Here is a 23,836-nt window from a genome sequence, read left to right on the forward strand (position 1 = left end):
GGAGGACGTGACGAATGAGTTATTTTAACGATAAGACGGATAAAGATTTGTCCGTTCCCGGCCATGGGCAGGGAATGCCGGGCACCGATGCCCGCCGCCGTTCCTATGAGCTCAACGAAAAGTACGCGGGAAAGGACAATACGCCCTCTGAGGATAACACGCCCCAGGAGGATTACTCCCTCAGCGATGACCGCCGCGTCAAGGTGCTGTCCCCCGGTACGCTGGTGGCCAAGCGGTTCTTCCGCAACCGGCTGGCGGTGGTGGGCCTCACCATTCTGGCCGTGATGTTCATCTTTTCCTTCATCGGCGGTCTGGTCAGCCCCTACGGGCAGGACGAGGTGTTCTACCGCGATGACATCCAGATGAAGGAATACGCTGCCCTCAGCGAGAACACCGAGTACCGGTACCTCATCGCGGACGGGCAGGAGTTCGGCGCCATCCTGCAGGCGCAGCTGACACTGCACATGGGCAAGGATGACAGCTTCAGCTACAAGGGTGTGAACTACGACATCACCGAGGAGGGCGACAGCCTATACTCCGTGTCCAGCGGCGGCACACTGCTGGCGGTGGCGTACAAGGACATCGTGAATCCCAGCGTCACCGGTGAGAAGTTCAGCTTCAGCTTCAGCTTCAACGCCCTGAAGGCCCACGTCACCGGTGAGACCGAGTTCACCGCCGACGGCAAGACCTATACCATGGACGACGGCAGCGTGATGCTCAACGGCGAGGAAGTCGCGTACATCAGCCGCTACGTCATCCAGTCCAAGGTGTCCGGCACCGTGATCTCCAAAGAGTTCAAGGAGCGGGTCATTGAGGCCGCGGGCAAGGGAGAGACCCAGATCGAGTACACCAACGAGAACGGCGAGGTTCGAGAGATCCAGCTGGAATACAACCCTGCCAAGTACCAGTGGTCCATCAAGGAGGGCACCGTCACCCGCGTGTTCGACGCCTACTCCTTCCCCAACAAGGCCCACCCGCTGGGCACCGATAAGAACGGTATGGATATGCTGACCCGTCTGATGTACGGCGGCCGCGTATCCCTGTGCATCGGCTTCATCGTGGTCATCATTTCCGCCACGCTGGGCGTGATTCTGGGCGGTATCTCCGGCTACTTCGGCGGCTGGGTGGATAATCTCATCATGCGTATCGTGGATATTTTCTACTGCATCCCTTCCACGCCGCTGATCATCATCCTGGGCGCGGCCATGGACGGCATGCGCGTGGACCCGCAGGTCCGTATGCTGTACCTGATGCTGATCCTGGGCTTCCTGGGCTGGCCCGGCATCGCCCGTCTGGTCCGCGGCCAGATCCTGTCCCTGCGTGAGCAGGAGTTTATGACCGCTACTGAGGCCTGCGGCATCAGCGTGTCCCGCCGTATCTTCCGGCACCTGATCCCCAACGTGATCCCGCAGCTCATCGTCAACTGCACCATGAGCCTGGGTTCCACCATCATCACCGAGGCGACCCTGTCCTTCCTGGGTCTGGGCGTTAAGTTCCCCTTCGCATCCTGGGGCAACATCATGAACGACGTATCCAACTCCTACGTGCTGACGGAGTACTGGTTTATCTGGATCCCCGCCGGTATCTGCCTGATGCTGACAGTGCTGGGCTTCAACTTCGTGGGCGACGGTCTGCGTGATGCGTTCGACCCGAAGATGAAGCGCTGAGAAAGGAGTGGATCGGAATGGCTAAGAAACACAACGACGGTTATCTGTCCGCAAAGGAATCCCGCCGTATTTCCAAGGAAAACCGCAAGATCACCAATGCGCTGGAAAAGAAGCGCAAGCGTAAAACCGTGCCGGAGTCCGAGTATCTCACCGAGATGCACGACACTAACAATGCGGTGGAGTTCGATAACCTCCATACCTACTTCTTTACGGACACCGGCGTGGTCAAGTCCGTGGACGGCGTCACCTTCTCTGTGCCCATCGGCAAGACCGTGGGTGTGGTGGGCGAGTCCGGCTGCGGCAAGTCCGTCACCAGTCTGTCCCTGATGCAGCTGCTGCAGCGGCCCCAGGGTCAGGTGGTGGAGGGCGAGATCCGCCTGAATCTGGGCGACAAAGCCTACGATGTCACCAAGACCCCCGACTCCGTGATGCAGCACCTGCGGGGCAACTTCGTGTCCATGATCTTCCAGGAGCCCATGACCGCACTGAACCCCGTGTTCCGCATCGGCGACCAGCTGGACGAGGTCATCGCCCTCCACGGCGAGAAGGGCCAGACGGAGGAGCAGGTGCGCGAGCGCTCTATCCGGCTGCTGGAGATGGTGGGCATCGCTAACAGCGCAGGCGTTTACAAGAACTTCCCCCACGAACTGTCCGGCGGTATGCGCCAGCGTGTCATGATCGCTATGGCCCTGGCGTGCAGCCCCCGCCTGATCATCGCCGATGAGCCGACCACGGCGCTGGACGTGACCATTCAGGCGCAGATCCTGGACCTGCTGCGGAACCTGAAGGACAAAATCAATTCCTCCATCATGTTCATCACCCACGATCTGGGCGTTATCGCCGAGATGGCGGACTACGTGGTGGTCATGTATGCGGGACGTATCGTGGAGCAGGGTACGGCGGAGGAGATCTTCGCCCACCCCGCGCATCCCTATACCATCGGCCTGATGGCCTCCAAGCCGGTGGTGGGCCGGCAGGTGGATAAGCTTTATTCCATCCCCGGAAAGGTGCCCAATCCCATCAATATGCCGGATTACTGCTACTTCAAGGATCGCTGCGAGATGTGCGTAGAGCAGTGCAGCGGCGAATATCCCTGTGAGGTCAGCATCTCGCCTACCCACAAGGTCAGCTGCTACCGCTACTACGACGGCAAGCGGCCCGATCTGGAGGAGCAGGTGGAGCGGGAAATGACCGGCAGCGCCGACAACGGAAAGGAGGGTGAATAAGATGCCGTTCTGGAAAGCAGGTAAGAATGACGATCAGGTCCTCGAGGAGCTGAAAGAGACTCAGAAGCAGAATGCCGACGAGTTTGTCAAGGAGCAGGCACACAGCCAGAAGGCGAAGAAGCCCTCTCTCGCCGTGGACAACGATTTCACTCCCGTGGAGTATGATCCCCAGTACATTCTGCAGGTCAACCACCTGAAGAAGTATTTCCCCATCAAGGGCGGCATGGTGTCCAAGACTGTGGGCTACGTCAAGGCTGTGGACGGCGTGACGTTCAACCTCAAGCGCGGCACCACCATGGGTCTGGTGGGCGAGTCGGGCTGCGGCAAAACCACCACCGGCCGCACCATCCTCCGGCTGTACGACGAAAAGACCTCCGGTCAGGTGCTGTTCAACGGGCAGGAGATCTACGACCTGTCCGCCAAGGAGATGCGCGCCATGCGCACCAAGATGCAGATCATCTTCCAGGACCCGTTCTCCTCGCTGTCCCCCCGTATGCCGGTGGGCGAGATCATCGGCGAGGCGGTGCGGGAGCACAATCTGGTGCCCAAGGAGGAGTTCGACGACTATATTGACAAGGTCATGGACAACTGCGGCTTGCAGCCCTTCCACAAGGGCCGCTATCCCCATGAGTTCTCCGGCGGCCAGCGGCAGCGTATCTGCATTGCCCGTGCTCTGGCGCTGAATCCCGAGTTTATTGTCTGTGACGAGCCGGTGTCCGCACTGGACGTGTCCATTCAGGCGCAGATCATCAACCTGCTCAAGGAGATCCAGAAGAAGTACAACCTAACGTACCTGTTCATCAGCCATGATCTGTCCGTGGTGGAGCACATCTCCGACACGGTGGGCGTCATGTATCTGGGCAATCTGGTGGAGTATGGCGCCACGGAGGATATCTTCCGCAACCCGCTGCACCCCTACACCAAAGCCCTGTTCTCCGCCATCCCCATCCCCGATCCCACGGTGAAGATGAACCGTATCGTGCTGGAGGGCAGCATCCCGTCTCCCGCCAACCCGCCCAAGGGCTGCAAGTTCCACACCCGCTGCGCCAACTGCATGGCCTGCTGCAAGGAGGAAGCTCCTGTCCAGCGCGAGCTGGAGCCGGGCCACTTTGTGGCGTGCCATCTGTACGATAAGTAATGGCGAAGAAGCGAACCTATCAGGACGACGATGGGCGAACCATCGCCGATATGAGCGGCGTAGGGCCGTCGCCCATGCTGTTCCCGCGCATGCCTAAGAAGGCGACACCGCAGGAGCCGTCGCCCGCCGATGACCGGCCCTGGGAGTCCCAGGAGCAGTTTACGCCGGAGCAGCGCCGCGCCGCCATGGGCGGTGCGCTGAAGGCGGCCATGCTCATCGCCGGCGTGTTCATCGCCGCCGGCGCCGTGGCGATTCTGGTCATGCAGCTCATTTGGAATCACTGAAGAAAGAACACAGCGGCATTGACCGCTGTGTTCTTTTTTGCACCGTGGCGGCGGCAGTCCGGAGGAAGGTGATTCGTGGAGGATGTTTTGGAACGTGGAGTTGAGCATACGGGAGCTTTGCCTGCCGGAAGGTGGGCTTTTTTCGTATCGCGGCATATTTGGGGACGAGCCGTCATACAAGTGAATATCACACAGGAAGGGGAGCGGAGCATGGAATTGAGCTATGCCATAGCACGCTATGAACAGGCGCTGGAGCTGCTGCCGGTGCGGTGGCAGCAGGCGGCGCGGCGGCTGCCGGACTGGAGGAAGGCGCAGGCGGAGGAATTCCGCCTGCGGACGGGACGGCCTATGACGGTGCTGACGTGTGAAGGGGAGATACTTGTCAGCGATGAGCTGCCGAGGGCACTGGTGACGCAGTCCGACTTGGAGCAGCTGTGCGACATGGTGACGGGATACTCCCGCTACGCTGTGTCGGAGACGCTGAGCAAGGGGTATCTCATCGGCCGTGGCGGCTTTCGGGTAGGCGTCTGCGGCACCGCCGTCCTGCGGGACGGGGCCAACACCAACCTGCGGGACATCTCCTCCGTAGCCGTTCGTATCAGCCGTCAGGTGCGGGGATTGGCAGAGCCGCTGCTGCGAGAGCTGTGGGAGCCGGAGGGCTTCCCCAGTACGCTGCTGCTGGCGCCGCCGGGGGTGGGCAAGACCACTCTGCTGCGGGACATGATCTGTGCGCTGTCCGACGGGGACGAGCAGCGCCCCGCCTGCCGCGTGGGTATCGTGGACGAGCGGGGCGAGCTGGCGGCCATGTACCGCGGCGTGCCGCAGCTGGAGGTGGGGGCCCACACCGACGTGCTGGACGGGTGTCCCAAGGCGCTGGGCATCACCATGCTGCTGCGGTCTGCCAACCCACAGGTCATCGCGGTGGATGAAATCACCGCAGAGGAGGACCTACGGGCCATGCTGTCCGCCGCACACTGCGGCGTGGCGCTGCTGGCCACCATCCATGCCGTGAACAGGGAGGAGCTGGCGCGGAAGCCGCTGTTTGCCCGACTGCTGGAGATGCGGGTATTCCAAAGGATAGTGACCATCACCGTAGAGGATGGACACCGCGTCTATCGGGTGGAGGCGCTGTGACGGCCAAGCTGGCAGGGGCAGCGCTGATCGTGGCCGGTGCGGTCTGGTGCTGCGCAGCAAGACGCAGGCGGCAGCGGCAGCGCCTGACACTGGCCCAGGCAATGGCCCAGGCGCTGAGCGCCATGGAGACGGGCATCCGCTGGCAAAGGCGGCCCATGCCGCAGCTGCTGGCACAGCTGGCACAGCGGCCCGTGTGCGGGACGTACTTCGACGCGGTGCGGGAAATGCTGCAAAGCGATATGCCTTTACAGATAGCGTGGAACAGGACATTTTCACGGATTCCGGATGCGGAGACGGCGGAGGTGCTGCGGCGCATGGAGCTGGGCGGAGATGAGACGCGGCTGCTGACACAGCTGGAGGACGCGCGGCAGGCGCTGACAACGCTGGCGGCGCGGTGGGCGCGGGAGGATGCACAGGACCGCAGAGTGGCGGGGGCACTGGCACTGTCCGCTGCGGGGCTGCTGGTGATCTTACTGATTTGAGGGTAGTACATGGACGTTGATCTGATTTTCAAAATTGCGGCCATCGGGATACTGGTGGCGGTGCTGAACCTGCTGCTGGTCCGCAGCGGACGGGAGGAGCAGGCCATGATGACCACGCTGGCGGGGCTGATCGTGGTGCTGATGATGCTGGTGCAGCAGATCAGCGACCTGTTCGATCTGGTCAAGACGCTGTTCTCCCTGTGAGCCATGGAGACGGTGATCCGACTTTGCGCGCTGTGTCTCACCGGCGCGCTGCTGGCGGTGCTGCTGAAGCGGACAAACCCCGACATTGCGCTGCTGCTGGCGGTGGCGGTGTGCGGTGCGGCGCTGCTGTTGCTGGCGGAGCCGCTGGGGCAGGTGCGGGACCTGTTTACCCAGCTGCTCGACTGGGGCGGGCTGCCCACGGATCTGTTTCTGCCGCTGGTAAAAACGGTGGGTATTGCGCTGGTGAGTCGGACAGGCTCCGACCTGTGCCGCGACGCGGGGGAGAGCGCCATGGCATCACTGGTGGAGACAGCGGGGGCTGTCACGGCCATTCTGGTGTCGCTGCCGCTGTTTCAGGCGGCGTGGGACATGCTGAGGGGGCTGCTATGAGGGGAGTGAAGGTATGGATGGCCGCGGCGGCGCTGCTGTGGCTGCTGGTGACGCCGGCACAGGCGTCCGTCATCCCTGACAGCGTGACGGAGGCGCTGCCGCCGGAGGCTGCGGCACATCTGGAGGGCCTGGATGAGACACCGGACCACACCACGTGGTCGGAGGGGCTGGCCCGCCTGTGGCACGACACCCAGCAGCAACTGGGAGAGGCTCTGCGGGAAAAGGCGTCCGGCGCGGCGCTGCTGCTGGGCGTGGTACTGCTGTGCGGCGTGGCGGAGAGCTTCTTCACGGCGGCGGAGCAGCCATCGGTGCCGCGGTTCGTGCCCATGGCGGGGGCTCTGGCCATCACGCTCACTGCTGCGGGGGACCTGCAGCAGATGATGGGACTGGGGGCGGAGACCATGGAGGAGCTGGACGTGTTTGCCAAGGCACTGCTGCCCACACTGTCGGCGGCTGCGGCCGCCAGCGGCGGAGCCATCACAGCGGGGACACGACAGGTGGCTACGGTGTTTTTTGCCAACCTGCTGCTCAGCGTGATCCGGAAGCTGCTGCTGCCGCTGCTGTATTGCTGTATCACGGCGGCCGCCGCCGACACCATGGCGCCGGATCACGGCCTGAAAAAAATTGGCGCGGGCATCAGCAAGGCCGTGACCTGGGCACTGACGGCCACCATGGTGGTGTTTACCGGTTTCCTGACGCTGACCGGCGCGGCCGCCGGCGCGGCGGACGCCATGACGGTGCAGATGACCCGCAGTGCCATCGCCACGGCGGTGCCGGTGGTGGGCTCCATCATCTCCGAGGCCACGGGGACGGTGCTGGCGGGGGCGGGGGTGCTGAAAAACGCCGTGGGTATCTTTGGGATGCTGGCGGTGCTGGCCATCTGTCTGACGCCGTTTCTGAACATGGCGGTGCAGTATCTGCTGTACAAGCTGACGGCGTTTCTGGCGGGCAGCGTGACGCAGGGGGCTCTGGCGGAGCTTATCAACGCACTGGGCACGGCCTTCGGCCTGATGCTGGGCATGACCGGCAGCTGCGCACTGCTGCTGCTCATCTCCATCACCTCCGCCGTGTCGGCGGTAACGGCATGATCGGGGCGCTGCGGACATGGCTGCTGTCCATCATTGCAGCCGGACTGGTGCTGTCCATCCTGTACGCCCTGCTGCCCAAGGGGCGGCTGCGGCCCATCGTCCGCACCGCGGGCGGCGTGGTGCTGATGCTGGTGATCCTGCGGCCGTTGACGGAGCTGGACCTGGAAGGCTTTGCCGTATCCTACGACGACTACGCCCGGGAGATCCGGGAGTTGACGGAGCAGTACCGCGCGGCGGACACGGCGGAGCTGGCAGCTATCATAGAGCGGGAGACCGCCGCATATATATCGGACAAAGGCGCGGCGCTGGGGGTGAATTGCCACGCCGTAGTGGAGACGGAGCTGCGCTCCGGCGTGCCCTACCCCTGCGCGGTGACTCTGGACGTGGAGAGAAACGAGACGCTGGCCGCCTGCATTGCCGCCGATCTGGGTATCGGCAAGGAGGCACAGGTCTGGCAGGCGGCTGGGGAGAGGTGACATATGAAGCTGGAGAAATGGACGGGACTGCTGAAGAAGTACCGATATGCGGCGCTGATCGTGCTGGCGGGGATGGTACTGATGCTGCTGCCCACCGGCGGCAGCAAGGCGGACAGCGGGGGTGACAGCAGCGAGGCGGCGGAGAGCTTCTCGCTGGAGGAGACGGAGAAGCGCATGGCGGAGGTGCTGGGTACCATCAACGGCGTGGGCCGCGTGCGCATCATGCTGACGCTGCGTTCCGGCTCCACCCTGCGTCTGGCGGAGGACAGCACCATCTCCGACAGCACCGGCGGCCAAACTAAGCAGGAAAAGCAGGTGCTCACCGTCAATCGCGGCAGCGGACGGCAGGAGGTGGTGGTGACCCAGCAGCTCTATCCCACCTATCAGGGGGCGGTGGTGGTCTGCGAGGGAGCCGGCAGCAGCCCCGTGCGGCTGGCGGTGGTGAACGCGGTGTCTGTGCTGACGGGGCTCAGCAGCGACAAGATCTCGGTGGTCAAGTGGAAGTCATAGAAAAATGAGGAGGAGTTGGAGCATGAAACAGGTATGGAAGCGGCGCGCAGTGGTGGCGGCGGTACTGATGCTGGTGGGCACCTCGGTGTATCTCAACTGGCGTTATGCCGGAACCGTGGAGGACAGCGGCAAAAAAGTGCTGGGCCAGTCAGCACTGGTGAACGGCGAGACCACGGACGCAGAGGTGACTGCCGCCGGTGACGACTACTTCGCCACGGCGCGGCTCAGCCGAAAGCAGGCACGTGACACCGCCATCAGCATGCTGCAGGAGGCGCAGGTGGACGAAAACGCCACGGAGGACGTGCTGAACGAAGCGTCCCAGACGATGCAGGTGTTGGCGGCCTATACCGTGGCGGAGTCCCAGATCGAGAGCCTGGTGGTGGCCAAGGGCTATGCCGACTGCGTGGCATTCATGGGCGACGATGCCATCAGCGTGGTGGTGTCCGATCCCGACGGGCTGGATACCGTGGATGTGGCCCGCATCAAGGACATCGTGGTCAGCGAGACCAGCTATACGCCGGATCAGATCCGCATCATGGAGGCGGGAGCCACGGCACAGACCGGCAATCCCCAGGAGGCGGAGGTACCTACCGCCGCTGCGGAGGAGACGCAGGCAGAGGACGCAAAATAGGTGTTGTATTTCGGCACAAAAAATGGTATACTGAACTGAATCACGAAAGACAGCACAAGGAGATAACGCAACATGGCTGAAAATAAGGAATACATGATCCATCAGGAGGAGGACGGCGCCATCCAGATCTCGGAGGACGTCGTGGCCTCTATCGCATCCACCACTGCGTCTGAGGTGGAGGGTGTCAGCGCCATGATGAGCGCCAATGTGTCCGATCTGATGGGCGGCAAGAAGATGTCCGCCAAGGGCGTCCGTGTGGAGATGGATGGAGAGGCCATCGCGGTGAACCTGTTCATCGTGGTGCGCTACGGCAGCGCCATCGGCGACGTGGCCAAGAAGGTGCAGCAGATGGTGCGTACCGCACTGGAAGGTATGACCGGCTTCCGGGTGGCGGCGGTCAATGTCCACGTGGGCGGCATCAGCTTCAACTGAACCAAACGAACTGAGAGAGAAAAGGTACACGTTTATGACACGCAATACGGCCCGCGAGATCGCCACACATCTCGCCTATGAACTGAGCTTCAATGACCTGCCTGTGGAGGAGTTTCTGGACCTGCAGCTGAGCGGGGAGAGCTTCGCTGCGCTGGCACCGGAGCATCCCGTCTATGAGGAGCGCCCCAACGCCAAGCAGGAGGAGTATATCCGCCGTCTCGTCTCCGGCGTGGCGGAGCACGCGGCGGAGCTGGACGCGGACATCGAAAAATATGCCAAGGGCTGGCGGTTCGAGCGAATCTCCCTGGTGGCCTCCGCCATCATGCGGGTGGCCATGTACGAGATGCTGTACATGGCGGACATTCCCGCCGGTGTCGCCATCAACGAGGCGGTGGAGATTGCCAAGCATTACGAATCGCCGGAAGTGGTGAAATTTATCAACGGCATCCTGGGCAGCTTCGCCCGGGGCGAGCTGAAGGAATGAGTCAGGAAGGCAGAGCTTGCGCTCTGCCTTTTCCGCATGGAGCGAGGAGGGCGGCATGGACGAACGGCATGTGTTTACCGTCACCGAACTGAATAACTGCGTTAAGGAGTTGGTGGAGTCCGTCCCCGCCTTTGGCGACCTGCTGCTGAAGGGAGAGATCTCCAACTACAAGGTGTACCCCTCGGGGCACCACTACTTCACGCTGAAGGACAGCCAGAGCGCTCTGCGCTGCGTGATGTTCAAGGGCTCCGCCGCCAAGCTGCGGTTCCGGCCGGAGAACGGCATGCAGGTCATCGCCTCCGGCCGTATCAGTGTCTACCCGCGGGACGGCGCGTACCAGCTGTATTGCAGCGGACTGTCCGCCGATGGTGTGGGCGACCTGTACGTAGCTTTTGAGCAGCTAAAGGATAAGCTGTATCGGGAGGGGCTGTTCGACCCTGCCCACAAGAAGCCGCTGCCCCGCTATCCCCAGCGCATCGCCATTGTTACTTCGTCGGCGGGCGCGGCGGTACACGACATGATCCGTATCCTGCGCCGCCGGTATCCCATCGCCAAGGTGCTGCTGCTGCCAGTGCGGGTACAGGGAGTGGAGGCACCGCCGGAGATCGTGGGCGCCATCCGCTATGCAAACCGCTACCACCTGGCGGATGTGCTCATCACCGGCCGCGGCGGAGGCTCGCTGGAGGACCTGTGGGCCTTCAACGATGAGCGGGTGGCCAGGGCCATCTATGACTCGGAGATCCCTGTCATCTCCGCCGTGGGGCATGAGCCGGACGTGGCCATCAGCGACTTTGTGGCCGACCGGCGGGCATCTACGCCGTCCAATGCGGCGGAAATCGCCGTACCGGACATGGCGGAACTGCTGCGGACCTTGCAGGGAAGCCGGGAACGTATGGCCCAGAGCCTGCTTCACGGCCTGCACCGGCAGGAGGAGCGGTTGGCGGACTTTGAGAAGAAGCGGGTACTGACGGATCCCACCGCCTTTCTGGCGGACCGGCGGCTATATCTGGACCATGTGGTCCACCGGCTGGCCGCCGCGGAAAGGGACTGCGTGGCAGGGGAGAACCGCCGGTTCGCGGCGGCTGCCGCCGCACTGGACGCCCTGAGCCCCCTGAAGGTGCTGGCCCGGGGCTACGCCGTGGCCCAGAACGGAGAGGGCACGGTGCTGAAAAGCACCGCCGATGTGGCGGTGGGGGAGCACATCCGCGTCCGGCTGGCCCAGGGGAGCTTACAATGTGACGTTGTGGACAAGGAGGACTGACATGGCCGCAAAAAAGACGTTTGAGGAGAATATGGCCCGTCTGGAGCAGATCGTGACGCTGCTGGAGAAGGGAGACGCCCAGCTGACGGACAGCCTGGCGCTGTTCGAAGAGGGCACGAAGCTGGCGGCTCAGTGCCGCAAGGAACTGGACAGCGCGGAGCAGAAGGTGGTCAAGCTGATGAAGGGCCCTGATGGCGCGCCGCTGGAGAGCGATTTTCTCGCGGAGGAATGACCATGAGCTACGAGACACAGTACGCGGCGTATCAGCAGGGCATCGAAGGCTATCTGGCCGGTTTGTTCACCGCCGAGACCCCCTACAAGAAGCTGTACGAGGCCATCCGGTACAGCCTGCTGGCCGGCGGCAAGCGCATCCGGCCGGTGCTGACGCTGGAGTTTGCCCGCCTGGGCGGCATCGATTGGCATCTGGCGCTGCCCTACGGCTGTGCGCTGGAGCTGGTACACAACTACTCCCTGATCCACGATGACCTGCCCTGCATGGACAACGATGATCTGCGCCGCGGAAAGCCCACCAACCACAAGGTGTACGGCGAGACGCTGGCGGTGCTGGCCGGCGATGCTATGCAGCCCGAGGCGTTCCGCCTGATGGCGGAAGCACCCTGCCTGCCGGCGGAGAACCGGCTGGAGGCTGTCCGCACACTGGCCCGCGCCTGCGGCGCCGATGGCATGGTGGGCGGTCAGGTGCTGGACACCGTCTACGATGTCCGCGATGCGGCAGGGCTGACGGTGCTGAACCGGCTCAAGACCGGCGTGATGATCTCCGCGGCGGCGGAGCTGGGCTGTATTGCCTCGGAAATGCCTGCCACCATGCGCGCTCAAGCGCTGGTGTACGCCGATGCCATCGGCAGGGGCTTCCAGATCCGCGACGACATGCTGGATGTGGAGGGGGACCAGGCCGTGTTCGGCAAGCCTATCGGTTCCGATGTTCAGGAGGGCAAGGTGACCTTCGTGGATGTGATCGGCATGGACGCCTGCCGCCAGGAGGTGGCCGCCTGCACCGAGACGGCCAAGGCAGCGGTGGCCGGATGGCCGGACCATGGTTTCCTCTGGGAGCTGGCGGACCGAATGGTGGGCCGCAGGAAGTGAGAATAAAAGAATACCCGCACCACGGTGCGGGTATTCTTTTATTGCTCTTTCCCGTAGTCGCACAACGACTGTAAAGGGCATTCGCTGCATAGGGGACCACGGGCCATGCACAGGGCGCGGCCGTGGAGCACCATGCGGTGGCAGAAGTTGTTGGACTCCTCTGGCGGGATGACCTTCCGTAGCTGCTGCTCTACCTTCAGGGGGTCCTTGCTGCCGTCGGTGATGCCCAGCCGTCCGGTGATGCGGATGCAGTGGGTGTCGCAGACGTAGCCCTCCTGGCCGTAGATGTCGCCCAGAATCAGGTTGGCCGTCTTGCGGCCCACGCCGGGCAGCGTCAGCAAGTCCTCCATATTGTCGGGGACCTTTCCGCCGAACCGCGCCAGCAGCTGCTGGGCGGCGGCCACGATGTCCCGCGCCTTGGCCCGCCAGAAGCCGCAGGACTGGACGCAGCGGCCTACCTCGTCCACATCGGCATCAGCGAACGCCTCCAGCGTGGGATAGCGCTGGAACAGCGCCGGCGTTACCAGATTTACCCGGGCATCGGTACACTGGGCTGCCAGCCGCACGGAAAACAGCAGCTCATAGTCCTTGCCGTAATCCAGCGAACAGGCTGCATCGGGGTACAGCTCCTTCAGTGCCGCGATGATAGCGGCGATCTCCTGTGTGGTTTTCATGGGCTTCACCTCGCCTGATATTATAACAGCGGTTGCAGAAAAAGGCAATCCATGTTATAATGTCCGGACGGAAAGGAGGTGCGGCCCATGCGCCCGCTGGCAGACGAAATACGGCCCCAGACGCTGGACGAGGTGGCGGGGCAGAAGCACCTGCTGGGGCAGGGGGCTCTGCTGCGCCGTCTCATCGAGAACGGTACCGACACCAACCTGATCTTTTACGGCCCTTCCGGCACCGGCAAGACCACTGTGGCCAACATCATCGCCAAGCAGGCGAAAAAGACCCTGTACTACCTGAACGCCACCACCGCGTCGCTGCAGGATGTGAAAAACGTCATCGGCGATGTGGGTACCATGATGGCGCCTAACGGCGTGCTGCTGTATCTGGACGAGATCCAGTACTTCAATAAGAAGCAGCAGCAGAGTTTGCTGGAATTCCTGGAGAACGGTAAGATCACCATGATCGCCTCTACCACGGAGAATCCGTATTTCTACATTTACAACGCCCTGCTGTCCCGAAGCACCGTGTTCGAGTTCAAGCCCCTGGCGGTGGAGGAGACCATTCCCGCCGTGGAGCGGGCACTGCGCATCGAGCAGGAGCGGAGCCCGCTGCCATTTACGTGGGAGGACACCGTGCCCCGCACCGTGGCCAGCGGCTGCGGCGGCGACGTGCGCAAGGCCATCAATGCCGTGGAGTTGCTGTACCGAGGAGCGCGGACTGTCGACGGTGGACTGTATGTGACAAGGGATGATGCTTTACAACTCAGCCAGCGCAGCGCTATGCGCTACGACAGGGAAGGAGATGACCACTACGACCTGTTGTCGGCGCTGCAAAAGTCCATCCGCGGCTCCGACCCTGACGCGGCGGTGTACTATCTGGGACGGCTGCTGGTGGCGGGGGATCTGCTGTCGCCCTGTCGTCGGCTGTTGGTCATCGCGGCAGAGGATATCGGCCTGGCCTACCCCCAGGGCATTGTGGTGACGAAGGCCTGCGTGGATGCGGCGCTGCAGCTGGGACTGCCGGAGGCGCGGCTGCCGCTGGCGGAGGCCGCTGTGCTGCTGGCCACTGCACCCAAGTCCAACAGTGCCCACAATGCCATCATCGCCGCTATGGCGGACATCCAGAACGGCGCGGTGGGGGAGATCCCGCGGCATCTGAAGAACGTTCACGCCGACAGTGCCGGCTCTGCCAGGCCCGACGCCTACAAGTACCCGCACAATTATCCAAATCACTATGTAAAGCAAAGATACTTGCCGGAGGTGATGGGCGATAAGACATATTATGAGTACGGGCCCAACAAGACGGAACAGGCGGCTAAGCGCTATTGGGACGACATCAAGGGGACGTGACCATGGAACTGCACCTGAATGACATACTGGAACTGAAAAAAGACCACCCTTGCGGCAGCCGCCGCTGGCAGGTGCTGCGGGTGGGAATGGATATCAAGCTGCGCTGTCTGGGCTGCGGGCATGAGGTGATGCAGCCGCGCCGCAAGGTGGAGAAGATGATCAGGCGCATCGTACCGAAGGAGGAATGAACATGAGACCGAAATGGACACGCTACGTTGCCATGGGCATCGCGCTGCTTCTGGCTTTCGTCATGCTGGTGTCGCTGGTAGTGCCCTATCTGGGTATGTGAGGCGGCTATGAAACACTGTATCCTTGCCAAATACCGGCCGGAGGTCTATCCTCGCCGACAGGAACTGCTGCCCCGCATCCGCCAGATCTTCAGCGCCGCCTCGGAGCTGGAGGGCGTCAGCGGTGCGTCGGTCTATCCCAACTGCGTGGCGCGGGACAACCGGTACGATGTGCTGATCGTACTGGATATGGCGCCGGAAGCGCTGCCGGTGTACGACGCATCGGCTATGCACCACCTCTGGAAGGAGGAGTTCGGCCCGCTGCTGGCGCAGAAGGCCATCTTTGATTTTGAAGCGTAATGCCCCCGCAGATACATACCGCACGGAAAGGTTTCTCCTTTTCCGTGCGGTTTCTTTTTTTGACGGTTTTCTTTGCCGCCGCGTTCTATAATGGACGGGCGAGGTGAGGCGAGATGGTGGTGTATCTGGATCGGGTGTTCCTGCTGAACCTGCTGGTCGACTATCTGCTGCTGCTGTCGGCGGCGCAGCTATCCGGCAGGACGCTCAGCCGCCTGCGCCTGCTGCTGTGCGCCGCCGGAGGCGGTCTGTACGCGGTGGCCACGTTCCTGCCGGGCTGCGGTTTTCTGCGCGGCCCGCTGTGCCAGCTGGCGGCGGGTGGGGCCATGGCCCTATGCGCTTTTCGGGGACGGCGGCGGCCGGCACTGCTGTTTTTGCTGCTGTCCGGCGGACTGGCGGGCTTCGTACTGGCGCTGGGACTGTGGGCCGGATCACCCACGGCACTGCTGCACCGCATCTATCGGGGCGAGATGAACTGGCCGCTGCTGCTGGGCGCTGCACTTTGCTTCTATTTGCTGCTGCGTCTGCTGCTGGGGCAAGGGGCACGCCATGGAGGAGGAGAACGATTGAAGGTCACCATATCTGTCTGCGGACGAAAGCAGACCGTCACGGCGCTGCATGACACCGGAAACACACTGCGGGACCCTGTGTCGGGCCGCCCGGCGTTAGTGCTGGAGCGGGAGGCAGCGGAGGATCTGTGGCCGCCGGACGTGGCGGCAGTGCTGGCATCGCCGCTGCCGCCGGAGGAGAAAATGGCGCGGCTGCACCGGCTGGGGGCGACTGTGACGTTCACCCTGCTGCCGTTCCGCAGCGTGGGTGTGCCATCGGGTCTGCTGCTGGCGGCCCGCAGCGACTACATAGAGATCAATGGGCGGCGCTACCCACGGACACCGGTGGCGCTGACGGAGCACCCCATCAGCGACGGCGGGTGCCACGCCCTGTGGGGAGATCCGGATGGGGAGGAGGTGATGGCGGATGCGGAAGCTGCTGCTGCGGCTGCTGACGTTTCTGCGGAGACGACGCAGGCCGGATAAGATCATGTACATTGGCGGCAGCGATACTCTGCCGCCGCCGCTGCCGCGGGATCAGGAGGCGGAGCTTCTGGCTCGCCTGGATCAGGGGGAGCTGCCGGTGCGGCAGACCCTCATCGAGCGGAATCTGCGGCTGGTGGTCTATATTGCCCGCCGGTTCGAGAACACTGGCATCAACATCGAGGACCTGATCTCCATTGGCACCATCGGGCTCATCAAAGCCATCAATACCTTCCGTACCGACAAGAACATCAAGCTGGCCACCTACGCTTCCCGCTGCATCGAGAACGAGATCCTGATGTATCTGCGGAAGAATAACGGCAGCCGCGTGGAGGTCAGCTTCGACGAGCCGCTGAGCACCGACTGGGACGGCAAGGAGCTGCTGCTCAGCGATGTGCTGGGCACGGACAGCGATGTAGTGATGCGGCCCATCGAGGCCGACGTGGACCGCCAGATGCTGGCGGACGCCGTGGCCAAGCTGAACCCACGGGAGCGGGATATCATCACCATGCGATTCGGACTGGGCGGCAGCAAGGAGCTGACCCAGAAGGAGGTGGCGGACCGGCTGGGCATCTCCCAGTCCTACATCTCGCGGCTTGAAAAGCGTATCATCCTGCGGCTCAGGCGGGAAATTCTGCGCATGAGCTGAAAAACGCCTGTGAAGGAAATCTCCTTCACAGGCGTTGACCGTCAATATTTATTGCAAAAACAGGGAGGCGGGGCGGTTGATGACCATCATGTTGTAGTACCGCAACAGGTGGTAGTCGTCCTTGTCCAGCTTAATGGTGTTCAGCAGGCGCTCTGTCTCGTCCAGCGGCTCCTTGGAGATCAGGGCCTTCAGAGCGATGGGGGCGAAGAAGGGGGTGGAGCCGATACCGGACAGCAGGCCGATGGCCGGCGTGCGGTTGGACATGGGGTTCAGCATGCAGATGTACATCTTCTCCGCCTCGTTGATCTGGTTGGTCAGTACCATATGGGTGATGGTGTCATAGGCTTTCATCTCACCGGTGAACAGGTGCTGGCATCGATCCGGATCGGAGAAGGACGTGACCCCCAGATACAGCGTGACCTCAATGCCCTCGCGGTCGGCGGCACGGGAGAACCGCAGCAGGGAGCGCACCATCTGGCGCACACGGCCGTCGTAGTAGTACATATACGCCAGGGACTGGTTGAAGTAGTTGTTCTTGGGCAGCGCCGCATCCTGATGGAATACCGGAGGCTGGTAGTCGATGAAGCACTTCAGGTCGATGTCCAGGGCCTGGGCGATGTCGTACAGCGTCTCGATGTCGATGGTAATGGCGCCGTTTTCGTACTTGGACAGCGTGGCCTTGCTCTTGTTGATCATGGCAGAGAACTGCTCAATGGTATAGCCGCGGCTCTTCCGGTATTTTTTGATACGCTGCCCCACGAAATAGGAAAAAGAACTCATTTGCGTCACCTCCTGCGACAGCACAATCATACCAAACATTTGGTAGGAAGTCAACTATTAGTTTCGGAATATGAAACAAATTTTCCGCCTGATTTCCCTGCAATAAACGGCATGTTGAAGAATGACAAAAAAGACCCATCCTTGCGGATGGGCCTTTTTGCCTATGTCGGGGAGTGACCTTACTTGGCGGCCTCCATACCGGCCAGCAGAGCCTTTTTGTTGCCATCCAGGAAGCGGGCTTTCTTCTCACCCAGCTCGATACGGATGGCTTCCATCATGCTCTCCACGGTGGTGACGGGAGCTACAGCCAGAACAGCACCCAGGATAGCCACGTTGGCGCCCTTGGGGTTACCGATGGACTCGGCGATGCCGTTAGCGTCGCAGTACACCACGGTGATGTCGTCGCGGACGGCCTTGCGGTCGATGATGCTGCTGTTGATGACCAGCACACCGCCGGGCTTCACGTGCGCCTCAAACTTGTCCAGAGAAGGACGGTTCATGGCGACGATGACGTCGGCCTTATCCACCAGGGGGGAGGCAACGGGATCATCGGAGACGATGACGGAGCAGTTGGCGGTACCACCGCGCATTTCAGGGCCGTAGGAAGGCAGCCAGGAGACGTGCTTGCCGTCCAGCATGCAGGCCATGGCCACGAATTTACCGATCAGGAGCATGCCCTGACCGCCGAAACCGGCAAAAATGAAGGTTTTTTCCATATTACTCGGCCTCCTTGTCTTTGTAAACGCCCAGCGGGTAATAGGGGATCATGTTCTTCTCCAGCCACTCCATAGCCTCCACAGGAGACAGGCCCCAGTTGGTGGGGCAGGTGGACAGGACCTCGATCATGGTGAAGCCCTTACCCTCCATCTGCAGGCGGAAGGCCTTGGCGATGGCCTTCTTGGCCTTGGCGATATTGGCGGTGTTGTTGACTGCCACGCGCTCGATGTAGTAGGAGCTGGGCACAGCGGCCAGCATCTCGGACATCTTGATGGGCAGACCACTCCACTCCTCGCTGCGGCCGGTGGGGCAGGTAGTAGCCTTCTGGCCAATCAGGGTGGTGGGGGCCATCTGGCCGCCGGTCATGCCGTAAATAGCGTTGTTGACGAAGATGGTGGTGATCTTCTCACCGCGGTGGGCGGCGTGAACGATCTCGGCGGTACCGATGGAGGCCAGATCGCCGTCGCCCTGATAGGTGAACACCAGAGTGTCCTTGCCCACGGAGCGCTTGACGCCGGTGGCCACTGCGGGAGCGCGGCCATGAGCGGCCTCGTACATGTCGCAGTTGAAGTAGTCATAGGCAAACACGGAACAGCCAACGGGGGCTACACCGATGACCTTGCCATCCAGGTGCATCTCATCGATGACCTCGGCCACCAGACGGTGAATAATACCGTGGTTGCAGCCGGGGCAGTAATGGAACTGCTTGTCACTCAGCAGCTTTGTCTTTTCAAACAGTACAGCCATCTTATTTACCCTCCTTCATGCTCAGGATCTTCTCAACGATCTCACTGGTAGAGGGCATCTGGCTGCCGCAGTGACCGAAGAAGTCCACGGGCTTTTCGCCGTTGAGGGCCAGCTTGACGTCCTCCAGCATCTGGCCTTCGTTCAGCTCCACGTCCAGAACAGCCTTCACGCTGGGCTGGCAGCAGGCATCGTGCATCGCCTTGGCGGGGAAGGGCCACACGGTGATGGGACGGACCAGACCGACATGGATGCCCTTTCCCTTCAGCTCAGCGATAGCGCTCTTGGCGATACGGGCCACGGTGCCGAAAGCGGTGATGATGTACTCAGCACCCTCGCAGTTGTAGGATTCCCACTGCTGCTCGTTCTCAACGACTCTCTTATACATAGCCTGCAGCTCGTCATTATGGACGGCCAGGCTCTCGGTGTCGATGTAGATGGAGTTGATGACGCCGCGCTTGGCAGGATCATCGCCGGGCTTCCAGCCTGTGCAGGCCCAGGGCTTCTCCTCGGGATCGACCTTGTAGTCCACCATCTCGGGCAGCTCCACGGGCTCCATCATCTGGGCGATGATGCCGTCCGCCAGGAACAGAACGGGGATGCGGTACTTCTCGGCCTTCTCGTAAGCGATCATCATCAGGTCGATGGCCTCCTGCACGGAAGCGGGAGCGAAGGTCAGCAGGTGATAGTCACCGTTGCCGCCGCCCTTGACACCCTGGAAATAGTCGCCCTGGGATGCCTGGATGTTGCCCAGACCGGGGCCGCCGCGCATCACGTTGATGATAACAGCGGGGACCATGGCGCCTGCGCAGTAGGAGATGCCCTCCTGCTTCAGGGACACGCCGGGGCTGGAAGAAGACGTGATAACACGTGCGCCGGTGCCGGCTGCGCCGTACACCATGTTGATAGCCGCCACTTCGCTCTCGGCCTGCAGGAAGCAGCCGCCGATCTCGGGCATACGGGCGGACATGTATTCAGGGATCTCCGTCTGCGGAGTGATGGGGTAACCGAAGAAATAGCGTGCGCCGGCGCGAATGGCGGCTTCCGCAATAGCTTCGCTTCCCTTCATAAGAGTCAAAGCCATGTTCTTTCCTCCTTAGTCTTTCTCAATTCGGATCACCACATCGGGGCAGGTACGCGCACAGGAAGTACAGCCGATGCAGGCTTCCATGTTGATGACCTCCGCCGGATGATAGCCCTTAGCGTTGATGCGGGTTTTGGACAGCTCGATGATATGCTTCGGACACGCTCGTGCACACAGGCCGCAGCCCTTGCACAGGTTTTCGTCGATGGTAACTCTTACCATTCTCTACACCTCTTTTCCTCATTTTCCTCATGCTGTGATGTATCTACTACCCCCGAAAGGGGAGGTATGCGGTGTTAATACATATCCTTGTGCGGGTTCTTGGTATTCAGTCCATACTCGATGTAGGAATCCCAGTCACGGTGCATATACACGTCGATGGCAACGGGCTTTCCCACATATTTCGGGTCCGGATCACGGGCCAGGAAGGCATCGAGGAACTCCTTCTTGCCGGTGGTGTAGGTCACGGGGATGCCTGTGCGGTCCACCACCTCACGCAGGACATCGTAGCCGTCCCACAGATCATCGGCACTGGTCATGGTGGCCAGATTGGTGTTATTGATCATGCCGGTGATCTGCAAACGGGCGTGAGCCTGCATGCCCTCCTGCAGCCGGTGGATCTTCTCCACCGTGCTGGCAAGAGGCCGTCGGATATTCACAACGTTCAGCACTTCCAGAGCACCGGGCTCCAGTGCCATAAAATCCTGATGGTAGCGGCCCAGCGCCGTGGCGCCTACGTCGTCGCCGCCCACATCGAAAATGACCGTATCCCAATCCAGTACAAAGGCGGATGACACCTCGGCAGGGAGGGAGAGCGTTTCGATACCGGAGCAGGCGAAGTTGGGGGACACCAGACGGATCTCCTTCTGTTCCACCATCTTGCCCCGCTCGGTCAGCCGGAAGTAGGTATTCACCATATCCAGATCCAGCAGCTCCGTCCGATCGCCGCGGGCCGCAGCCTGCATGGCAAAATTCAGGGCCAGTTCACTCTTGCCGCTGCCGTAGTTGCCGATGAGCACTTTGACGTCTTTCATGGATGCAGAGTCTCCTTGCTTACTTCAGGTTCTCCCGAATGGTCTGGCACAGGGCGGTGATGCCCTGTACGATCTTCTCCTCAGGCATGCAGGAGTAGTTCAGACGCAGGGTGTTCTCGTGGCCGCCGTTGGGGAAGAAGGAACCGCCGGGGACGAAGGCGACCTTCTTTTCCAGACACTTCATCTGCAGGGCCTTGGCGTCCATGTACTCAGGCAGGACCACCCAGGCGAACAGGCCGCCCTCGGGACGGGTGAAGGTGCAGGGCTCAGGCAGCTCCTTGGCCAGAGTCTCCAGCATCACGGCGCGGCGCTTCTTGTAGCACTCGCGGATGGTGCTGACGTGGGCGTCCAGATCGAACATGTCGATCCACTTGGAGGTCTCCATCTGGCCGATGGTAGAGGCCTGCAGGGAGGCGGCCTGCTCCATGAAGTTGTACTTGGCCAGAATCTCATCGGAAGCGCAGACCCAGCCCAGACGGTAGCCGGGAGCCAGGATCTTGGAGAAGGTGCCCAGATAGATCACCAGGCCCTTGGTGTCCAGGCTCTTCAGAGCGGGCAGATACTCGCCCTCGAAACGCAGCTCGCCGTAGGGGTTATCCTCGATGACGGGGATCTCGTACTTGTTGACGATGTCCATGAACTGATGACGGCGATCCAGATCCCAGGTACGGCCGGTGGGGTTCTGGAAATCGGGGATGACGTAGATCATCTTCACACGCTCGGTGGTGGCCAAGATCTTCTCCAGTTCGGACATGATCATGCCGCCATCATCGGTGGGGACTTCGATGAACTTGGGCTCGCAGGCCTTGAAGGCGTTGACGGCGCCCAGATAAGAGGGGCTCTCCAGCAGCACCACGTCGCCGGGGTTCAGGAACACACGACCGGAGAAATCCAGACCCTGCTGGGAACCGGAGGTCACCAGAATGTGGTCCTTATCGGTGTGGATGTTGTTCTTGGCCAGCATACGCTCGGCGATCTGCTCGCGCAGACGGGGATAGCCTTCCGTAGAAGAATACTGCAGAGCGACACGGCCGTTTTCCTTCAGAACAGCGATGGATGCCTCCATCATCTGCTCCACGGGGAACAGCTCGGGAGCGGGCATACCGCCGGCAAAGGAGATGATGTCGGGCTGCGCGGTCAGCTTCAGCAGCTCGCGGATCTCAGAGCCTTTCAGAAGGTCCATTCTGCTCGAAAATTGTACCATGAATCTTTCCTCCTCAAATGATGAAAATTCGCTGCATGTACATACGTTCCACTGTGTACATAAGCAAATTAAAGCACAAATCGGAGCCAATGTAAATAAAGGCAGACGGAGAAAAATTCGAGAGCCGCATTTTTGTCATTCCCAACAAAAATCACCCCATCAGACCGTCAATTTCACAATATTAATTCAACGAACGATTCGCTGAAATGGGCGAAAAGAGGCCATATGCGGGGAAAAGCGGCGCTGTATACTACCAGAAGCAGGATTGACTTTTAATGGTATAGTGTGTTATGTTGTTAAAGTATTCAGGGCGTCCGGCCCTGAGAAAAACAGAAATAAAATGGTCAACAGACGGGGGAGGAGGCACTTCATCATGAAGAAGAAAGAAGTCGCGGCAGCCATCGCGCTGCTGACTGCCAGCTCGGCGCTGTGCCTGCGGCTGATGAAGAAGGTGGACGAGAAGCTGCGCCGCGAAAAGGAGAAGCGGACACGGAAATAAAGCGCGGCCTGACTGCGGTCCCCGACCCACACGGAGGCTGCGATCCGGCGGGCATAAGAAAAAAAGGAAGGACGGCTCAGCCGTCCTTCCTTTTTTATGGGGTGATTCAGGCAGCAGCCTTGACCACGGAGGTGATGTGGGGGTTCACACCCTCATACCAGTACAGGAAACCCTCCATGTCCACGACATCGCCCACGTTCAGAGCCTTGACGGCCTCATACACGTCGGTGCCGGGGCCGCAGAGGTAGCTCTCTACCACGAAGGTGTAGATCTTGTCGTTCAGGGACACATTGAAGTACAGGTCGTCACCCTCGGAGCCGGAGCCGTCCCAGTTGTACAGGAAGGGAGCGCCGGCATCGTTGGAGGCGGTCACGGTCATGCCCTTGAAGGACACCTTCTCGTTCTGATGCTGGATGAGCTCATCGCTGTCCAGCAGGGAGGTGACATCCAGCGCGTCATAGACCTTGGTGCCCTCCAGCAGTTCGCAGGTAGCGTCGATGATCTCCACCTCGCCGGACCACTCGGCCTTATAGCCGCTGACGCGGATCTTGGCGCCCTCTACCAGCATGGAGTCGTAATCCTCCTTGCTGCAGGGCATATTGTACAGGAAGTACGCACCGTCATCGGCCTGGGTGTAGAAGGTGGCCACGCCGACGCCGTCCTTTTCCCACCAGCCCTGACGGGCCTGGATGTAGGTCTCCACGGTAACGGCGGAATCCACAGCGGCCGCGTCGAACTCCGCGTGGGTCATGACGGTGACAGCGGCGTCAGCGCCGTCATCGGGGGTGTCCGGCGTCTGAGGCTCGTCGGTGTTGGTCTTGCCGCAGCCCACGATGGACAGCGCCATCACCAGAGCCAGCAGCAGGGTCAGAAACTTTTTCATGTTTGCTTTCTCCTCTAAATTGCACCATATAAAAATGGCAGATAGGGCGGGTGTGTTCCACACGCCCGCCCCATTATAACGCATTCTGCCGATAA

Annotated in this window: 32 protein-coding genes; 23 read left to right on the forward strand and 9 right to left on the reverse strand. The window is 61.3% G+C overall.

Translation table 11 applies throughout. The features are described from left to right. The first annotated feature begins 14 nt into the window (after window positions 1-14). From ACZM22_RS04415 to ACZM22_RS04495, 17 genes are all read left to right on the forward strand, one after another. Window positions 15-1,667, forward strand: coding sequence for an ABC transporter permease (locus tag ACZM22_RS04415; protein ID WP_484438113.1), 1,653 nt, complete (start codon window positions 15-17; stop codon window positions 1,665-1,667). A 155-nt stretch (window positions 1,668-1,822) separates the two neighbouring features. Then, window positions 1,823-2,893 carry an ABC transporter ATP-binding protein gene (locus ACZM22_RS04420; protein WP_489543296.1) on the forward strand — a complete coding sequence of 357 codons (1,071 nt, stop codon included), beginning with the start codon at window positions 1,823-1,825 and terminating at the stop codon, window positions 2,891-2,893. A 223-nt stretch (window positions 2,894-3,116) separates the two neighbouring features. Then, on the forward strand, window positions 3,117-4,031 hold the full coding sequence (locus ACZM22_RS04425; RefSeq protein ID WP_489543297.1) for an ABC transporter ATP-binding protein: 915 nt from the start codon (window positions 3,117-3,119) through the stop codon (window positions 4,029-4,031). Continuing rightward, window positions 4,031-4,315 carry a hypothetical protein gene (locus ACZM22_RS04430; protein WP_483268527.1) on the forward strand — a complete coding sequence of 95 codons (285 nt, stop codon included), beginning with the start codon at window positions 4,031-4,033 and terminating at the stop codon, window positions 4,313-4,315. Before ACZM22_RS04425 ends, ACZM22_RS04430 begins: the two co-directional genes overlap by 1 nt. Before the next feature lie 210 nt (window positions 4,316-4,525). After that, entirely contained in the window at window positions 4,526-5,449 is a 924-nt protein-coding gene (locus ACZM22_RS04435) for a stage III sporulation protein AA (protein WP_489543235.1), read from the forward strand. Further along, window positions 5,446-5,931 (forward strand): hypothetical protein, encoded by a 486-nt coding sequence (locus ACZM22_RS04440; protein ID WP_489543236.1) that lies wholly within the window; start codon window positions 5,446-5,448, stop codon window positions 5,929-5,931. The genes ACZM22_RS04435 and ACZM22_RS04440 overlap by 4 nt, the downstream gene beginning before the upstream one ends. A 9-nt stretch (window positions 5,932-5,940) precedes the next feature. Beyond that, the gene (spoIIIAC, locus tag ACZM22_RS04445; protein ID WP_483268530.1) at window positions 5,941-6,135 is read left to right on the forward strand and encodes a stage III sporulation protein AC; all 195 of its coding nucleotides are present in this window, start codon (window positions 5,941-5,943) and stop codon (window positions 6,133-6,135) included. 3 nt (window positions 6,136-6,138) lie between these two features. Next, window positions 6,139-6,525: a stage III sporulation AC/AD family protein gene (locus ACZM22_RS04450; protein WP_483268531.1), complete on the forward strand. Its 387-nt coding sequence runs from the start codon at window positions 6,139-6,141 to the stop codon at window positions 6,523-6,525. After that, window positions 6,522-7,613, forward strand: a complete 1,092-nt coding sequence (locus ACZM22_RS04455; RefSeq protein WP_489543237.1) for a stage III sporulation protein AE — start codon at window positions 6,522-6,524, stop codon at window positions 7,611-7,613. Before ACZM22_RS04450 ends, ACZM22_RS04455 begins: the two co-directional genes overlap by 4 nt. Continuing rightward, the gene (locus tag ACZM22_RS04460; RefSeq protein ID WP_483268533.1) at window positions 7,610-8,089 is read left to right on the forward strand and encodes a hypothetical protein; all 480 of its coding nucleotides are present in this window, start codon (window positions 7,610-7,612) and stop codon (window positions 8,087-8,089) included. Before ACZM22_RS04455 ends, ACZM22_RS04460 begins: the two co-directional genes overlap by 4 nt. Window positions 8,090-8,092: 3 nt before the next feature. Beyond that, window positions 8,093-8,599: a stage III sporulation protein AG gene (locus ACZM22_RS04465; RefSeq protein WP_489543238.1), complete on the forward strand. Its 507-nt coding sequence runs from the start codon at window positions 8,093-8,095 to the stop codon at window positions 8,597-8,599. A gap of 22 nt (window positions 8,600-8,621) precedes the next feature. After that, the gene (locus ACZM22_RS04470; RefSeq protein ID WP_483268535.1) at window positions 8,622-9,230 is read left to right on the forward strand and encodes a SpoIIIAH-like family protein; all 609 of its coding nucleotides are present in this window, start codon (window positions 8,622-8,624) and stop codon (window positions 9,228-9,230) included. Window positions 9,231-9,302: 72 nt separating this feature from the next. Then, a complete protein-coding gene (locus ACZM22_RS04475; protein ID WP_489543239.1) occupies window positions 9,303-9,662 on the forward strand; it encodes an Asp23/Gls24 family envelope stress response protein in 360 nt (119 codons plus the stop codon). Between the two features lie 34 nt (window positions 9,663-9,696). Continuing rightward, window positions 9,697-10,146: a transcription antitermination factor NusB gene (gene nusB / locus ACZM22_RS04480; RefSeq protein WP_483268537.1), complete on the forward strand. Its 450-nt coding sequence runs from the start codon at window positions 9,697-9,699 to the stop codon at window positions 10,144-10,146. A 55-nt stretch (window positions 10,147-10,201) separates the two neighbouring features. After that, window positions 10,202-11,407 carry an exodeoxyribonuclease VII large subunit gene (gene xseA, locus ACZM22_RS04485; protein WP_489543240.1) on the forward strand — a complete coding sequence of 402 codons (1,206 nt, stop codon included), beginning with the start codon at window positions 10,202-10,204 and terminating at the stop codon, window positions 11,405-11,407. Window position 11,408: 1 nt separating this feature from the next. Next, a complete protein-coding gene (xseB, locus tag ACZM22_RS04490) occupies window positions 11,409-11,639 on the forward strand; it encodes an exodeoxyribonuclease VII small subunit (protein ID WP_483268539.1) in 231 nt (76 codons plus the stop codon). A 2-nt stretch (window positions 11,640-11,641) separates the two neighbouring features. After that, on the forward strand, window positions 11,642-12,511 hold the full coding sequence (locus ACZM22_RS04495) for a polyprenyl synthetase family protein (RefSeq protein WP_484437057.1): 870 nt from the start codon (window positions 11,642-11,644) through the stop codon (window positions 12,509-12,511). Window positions 12,512-12,549: 38 nt separating this feature from the next. Here the strand turns inward: ACZM22_RS04495 and ACZM22_RS04500 are convergent, their stop codons facing one another. Then, the gene (locus tag ACZM22_RS04500) at window positions 12,550-13,185 is read right to left on the reverse strand and encodes an endonuclease III domain-containing protein (RefSeq protein ID WP_484438111.1); all 636 of its coding nucleotides are present in this window, start codon (window positions 13,183-13,185) and stop codon (window positions 12,550-12,552) included. An 87-nt stretch (window positions 13,186-13,272) separates the two neighbouring features. On the opposite strand from ACZM22_RS04500, the gene ACZM22_RS04505 reads away from it, so the two are divergent. The 5 genes from ACZM22_RS04505 (at window position 13,273) to sigE (ending at window position 16,796) form a co-directional block, all read left to right on the forward strand. Beyond that, on the forward strand, window positions 13,273-14,532 hold the full coding sequence (locus tag ACZM22_RS04505) for a replication-associated recombination protein A (RefSeq protein ID WP_489543241.1): 1,260 nt from the start codon (window positions 13,273-13,275) through the stop codon (window positions 14,530-14,532). 2 nt (window positions 14,533-14,534) lie between these two features. Further along, window positions 14,535-14,720, forward strand: coding sequence for a DUF951 domain-containing protein (locus tag ACZM22_RS04510; RefSeq protein ID WP_489543242.1), 186 nt, complete (start codon window positions 14,535-14,537; stop codon window positions 14,718-14,720). A 108-nt stretch (window positions 14,721-14,828) separates the two neighbouring features. Further along, a complete protein-coding gene (locus ACZM22_RS04515; protein ID WP_489543243.1) occupies window positions 14,829-15,119 on the forward strand; it encodes a hypothetical protein in 291 nt (96 codons plus the stop codon). Between the two features lie 113 nt (window positions 15,120-15,232). After that, on the forward strand, window positions 15,233-16,150 hold the full coding sequence (locus ACZM22_RS04520; RefSeq protein ID WP_489543244.1) for a sigma-E processing peptidase SpoIIGA: 918 nt from the start codon (window positions 15,233-15,235) through the stop codon (window positions 16,148-16,150). After that, complete coding sequence (gene sigE, locus ACZM22_RS04525; RefSeq protein ID WP_489543245.1) at window positions 16,092-16,796, forward strand: RNA polymerase sporulation sigma factor SigE; 705 nt, start codon at window positions 16,092-16,094, stop codon at window positions 16,794-16,796. Before ACZM22_RS04520 ends, sigE begins: the two co-directional genes overlap by 59 nt. Before the next feature lie 48 nt (window positions 16,797-16,844). On the opposite strand, the gene ACZM22_RS04530 is transcribed toward sigE, so the two are convergent. From ACZM22_RS04530 to ACZM22_RS04560, 7 genes are all read right to left on the reverse strand, one after another. Beyond that, on the reverse strand, window positions 16,845-17,576 hold the full coding sequence (locus tag ACZM22_RS04530) for a helix-turn-helix domain-containing protein (RefSeq protein ID WP_483268547.1): 732 nt from the start codon (window positions 17,574-17,576) through the stop codon (window positions 16,845-16,847). Window positions 17,577-17,755: 179 nt separating this feature from the next. After that, a complete protein-coding gene (locus ACZM22_RS04535) occupies window positions 17,756-18,292 on the reverse strand; it encodes a 2-oxoacid:ferredoxin oxidoreductase subunit gamma family protein (RefSeq protein WP_489543246.1) in 537 nt (178 codons plus the stop codon). Window position 18,293: 1 nt separating this feature from the next. Beyond that, window positions 18,294-19,040: a thiamine pyrophosphate-dependent enzyme gene (locus ACZM22_RS04540; RefSeq protein WP_489543247.1), complete on the reverse strand. Its 747-nt coding sequence runs from the start codon at window positions 19,038-19,040 to the stop codon at window positions 18,294-18,296. A gap of 1 nt (window position 19,041) precedes the next feature. Beyond that, window positions 19,042-20,121 carry a 3-methyl-2-oxobutanoate dehydrogenase subunit VorB gene (gene vorB, locus ACZM22_RS04545; protein ID WP_489543248.1) on the reverse strand — a complete coding sequence of 360 codons (1,080 nt, stop codon included), beginning with the start codon at window positions 20,119-20,121 and terminating at the stop codon, window positions 19,042-19,044. A gap of 12 nt (window positions 20,122-20,133) precedes the next feature. Continuing rightward, window positions 20,134-20,343 carry a 4Fe-4S dicluster domain-containing protein gene (locus tag ACZM22_RS04550; protein WP_482680409.1) on the reverse strand — a complete coding sequence of 70 codons (210 nt, stop codon included), beginning with the start codon at window positions 20,341-20,343 and terminating at the stop codon, window positions 20,134-20,136. Between the two features lie 74 nt (window positions 20,344-20,417). After that, window positions 20,418-21,155 carry a CpaE/TadZ family protein gene (locus tag ACZM22_RS04555; protein ID WP_489543249.1) on the reverse strand — a complete coding sequence of 246 codons (738 nt, stop codon included), beginning with the start codon at window positions 21,153-21,155 and terminating at the stop codon, window positions 20,418-20,420. A 19-nt stretch (window positions 21,156-21,174) separates the two neighbouring features. Further along, a complete protein-coding gene (locus tag ACZM22_RS04560; RefSeq protein WP_489543250.1) occupies window positions 21,175-22,359 on the reverse strand; it encodes an aminotransferase-like domain-containing protein in 1,185 nt (394 codons plus the stop codon). A gap of 373 nt (window positions 22,360-22,732) precedes the next feature. On the opposite strand from ACZM22_RS04560, the gene ACZM22_RS04565 reads away from it, so the two are divergent. After that, a complete protein-coding gene (locus ACZM22_RS04565) occupies window positions 22,733-22,858 on the forward strand; it encodes a hypothetical protein (protein WP_483268360.1) in 126 nt (41 codons plus the stop codon). A 106-nt stretch (window positions 22,859-22,964) separates the two neighbouring features. Here the strand turns inward: ACZM22_RS04565 and ACZM22_RS04570 are convergent, their stop codons facing one another. Continuing rightward, window positions 22,965-23,741, reverse strand: coding sequence for a hypothetical protein (locus ACZM22_RS04570; protein WP_489543251.1), 777 nt, complete (start codon window positions 23,739-23,741; stop codon window positions 22,965-22,967). Window positions 23,742-23,836 lie beyond the last annotated feature (95 nt).

It is taken from the genome of Vescimonas sp. (assembly GCF_057856985.1).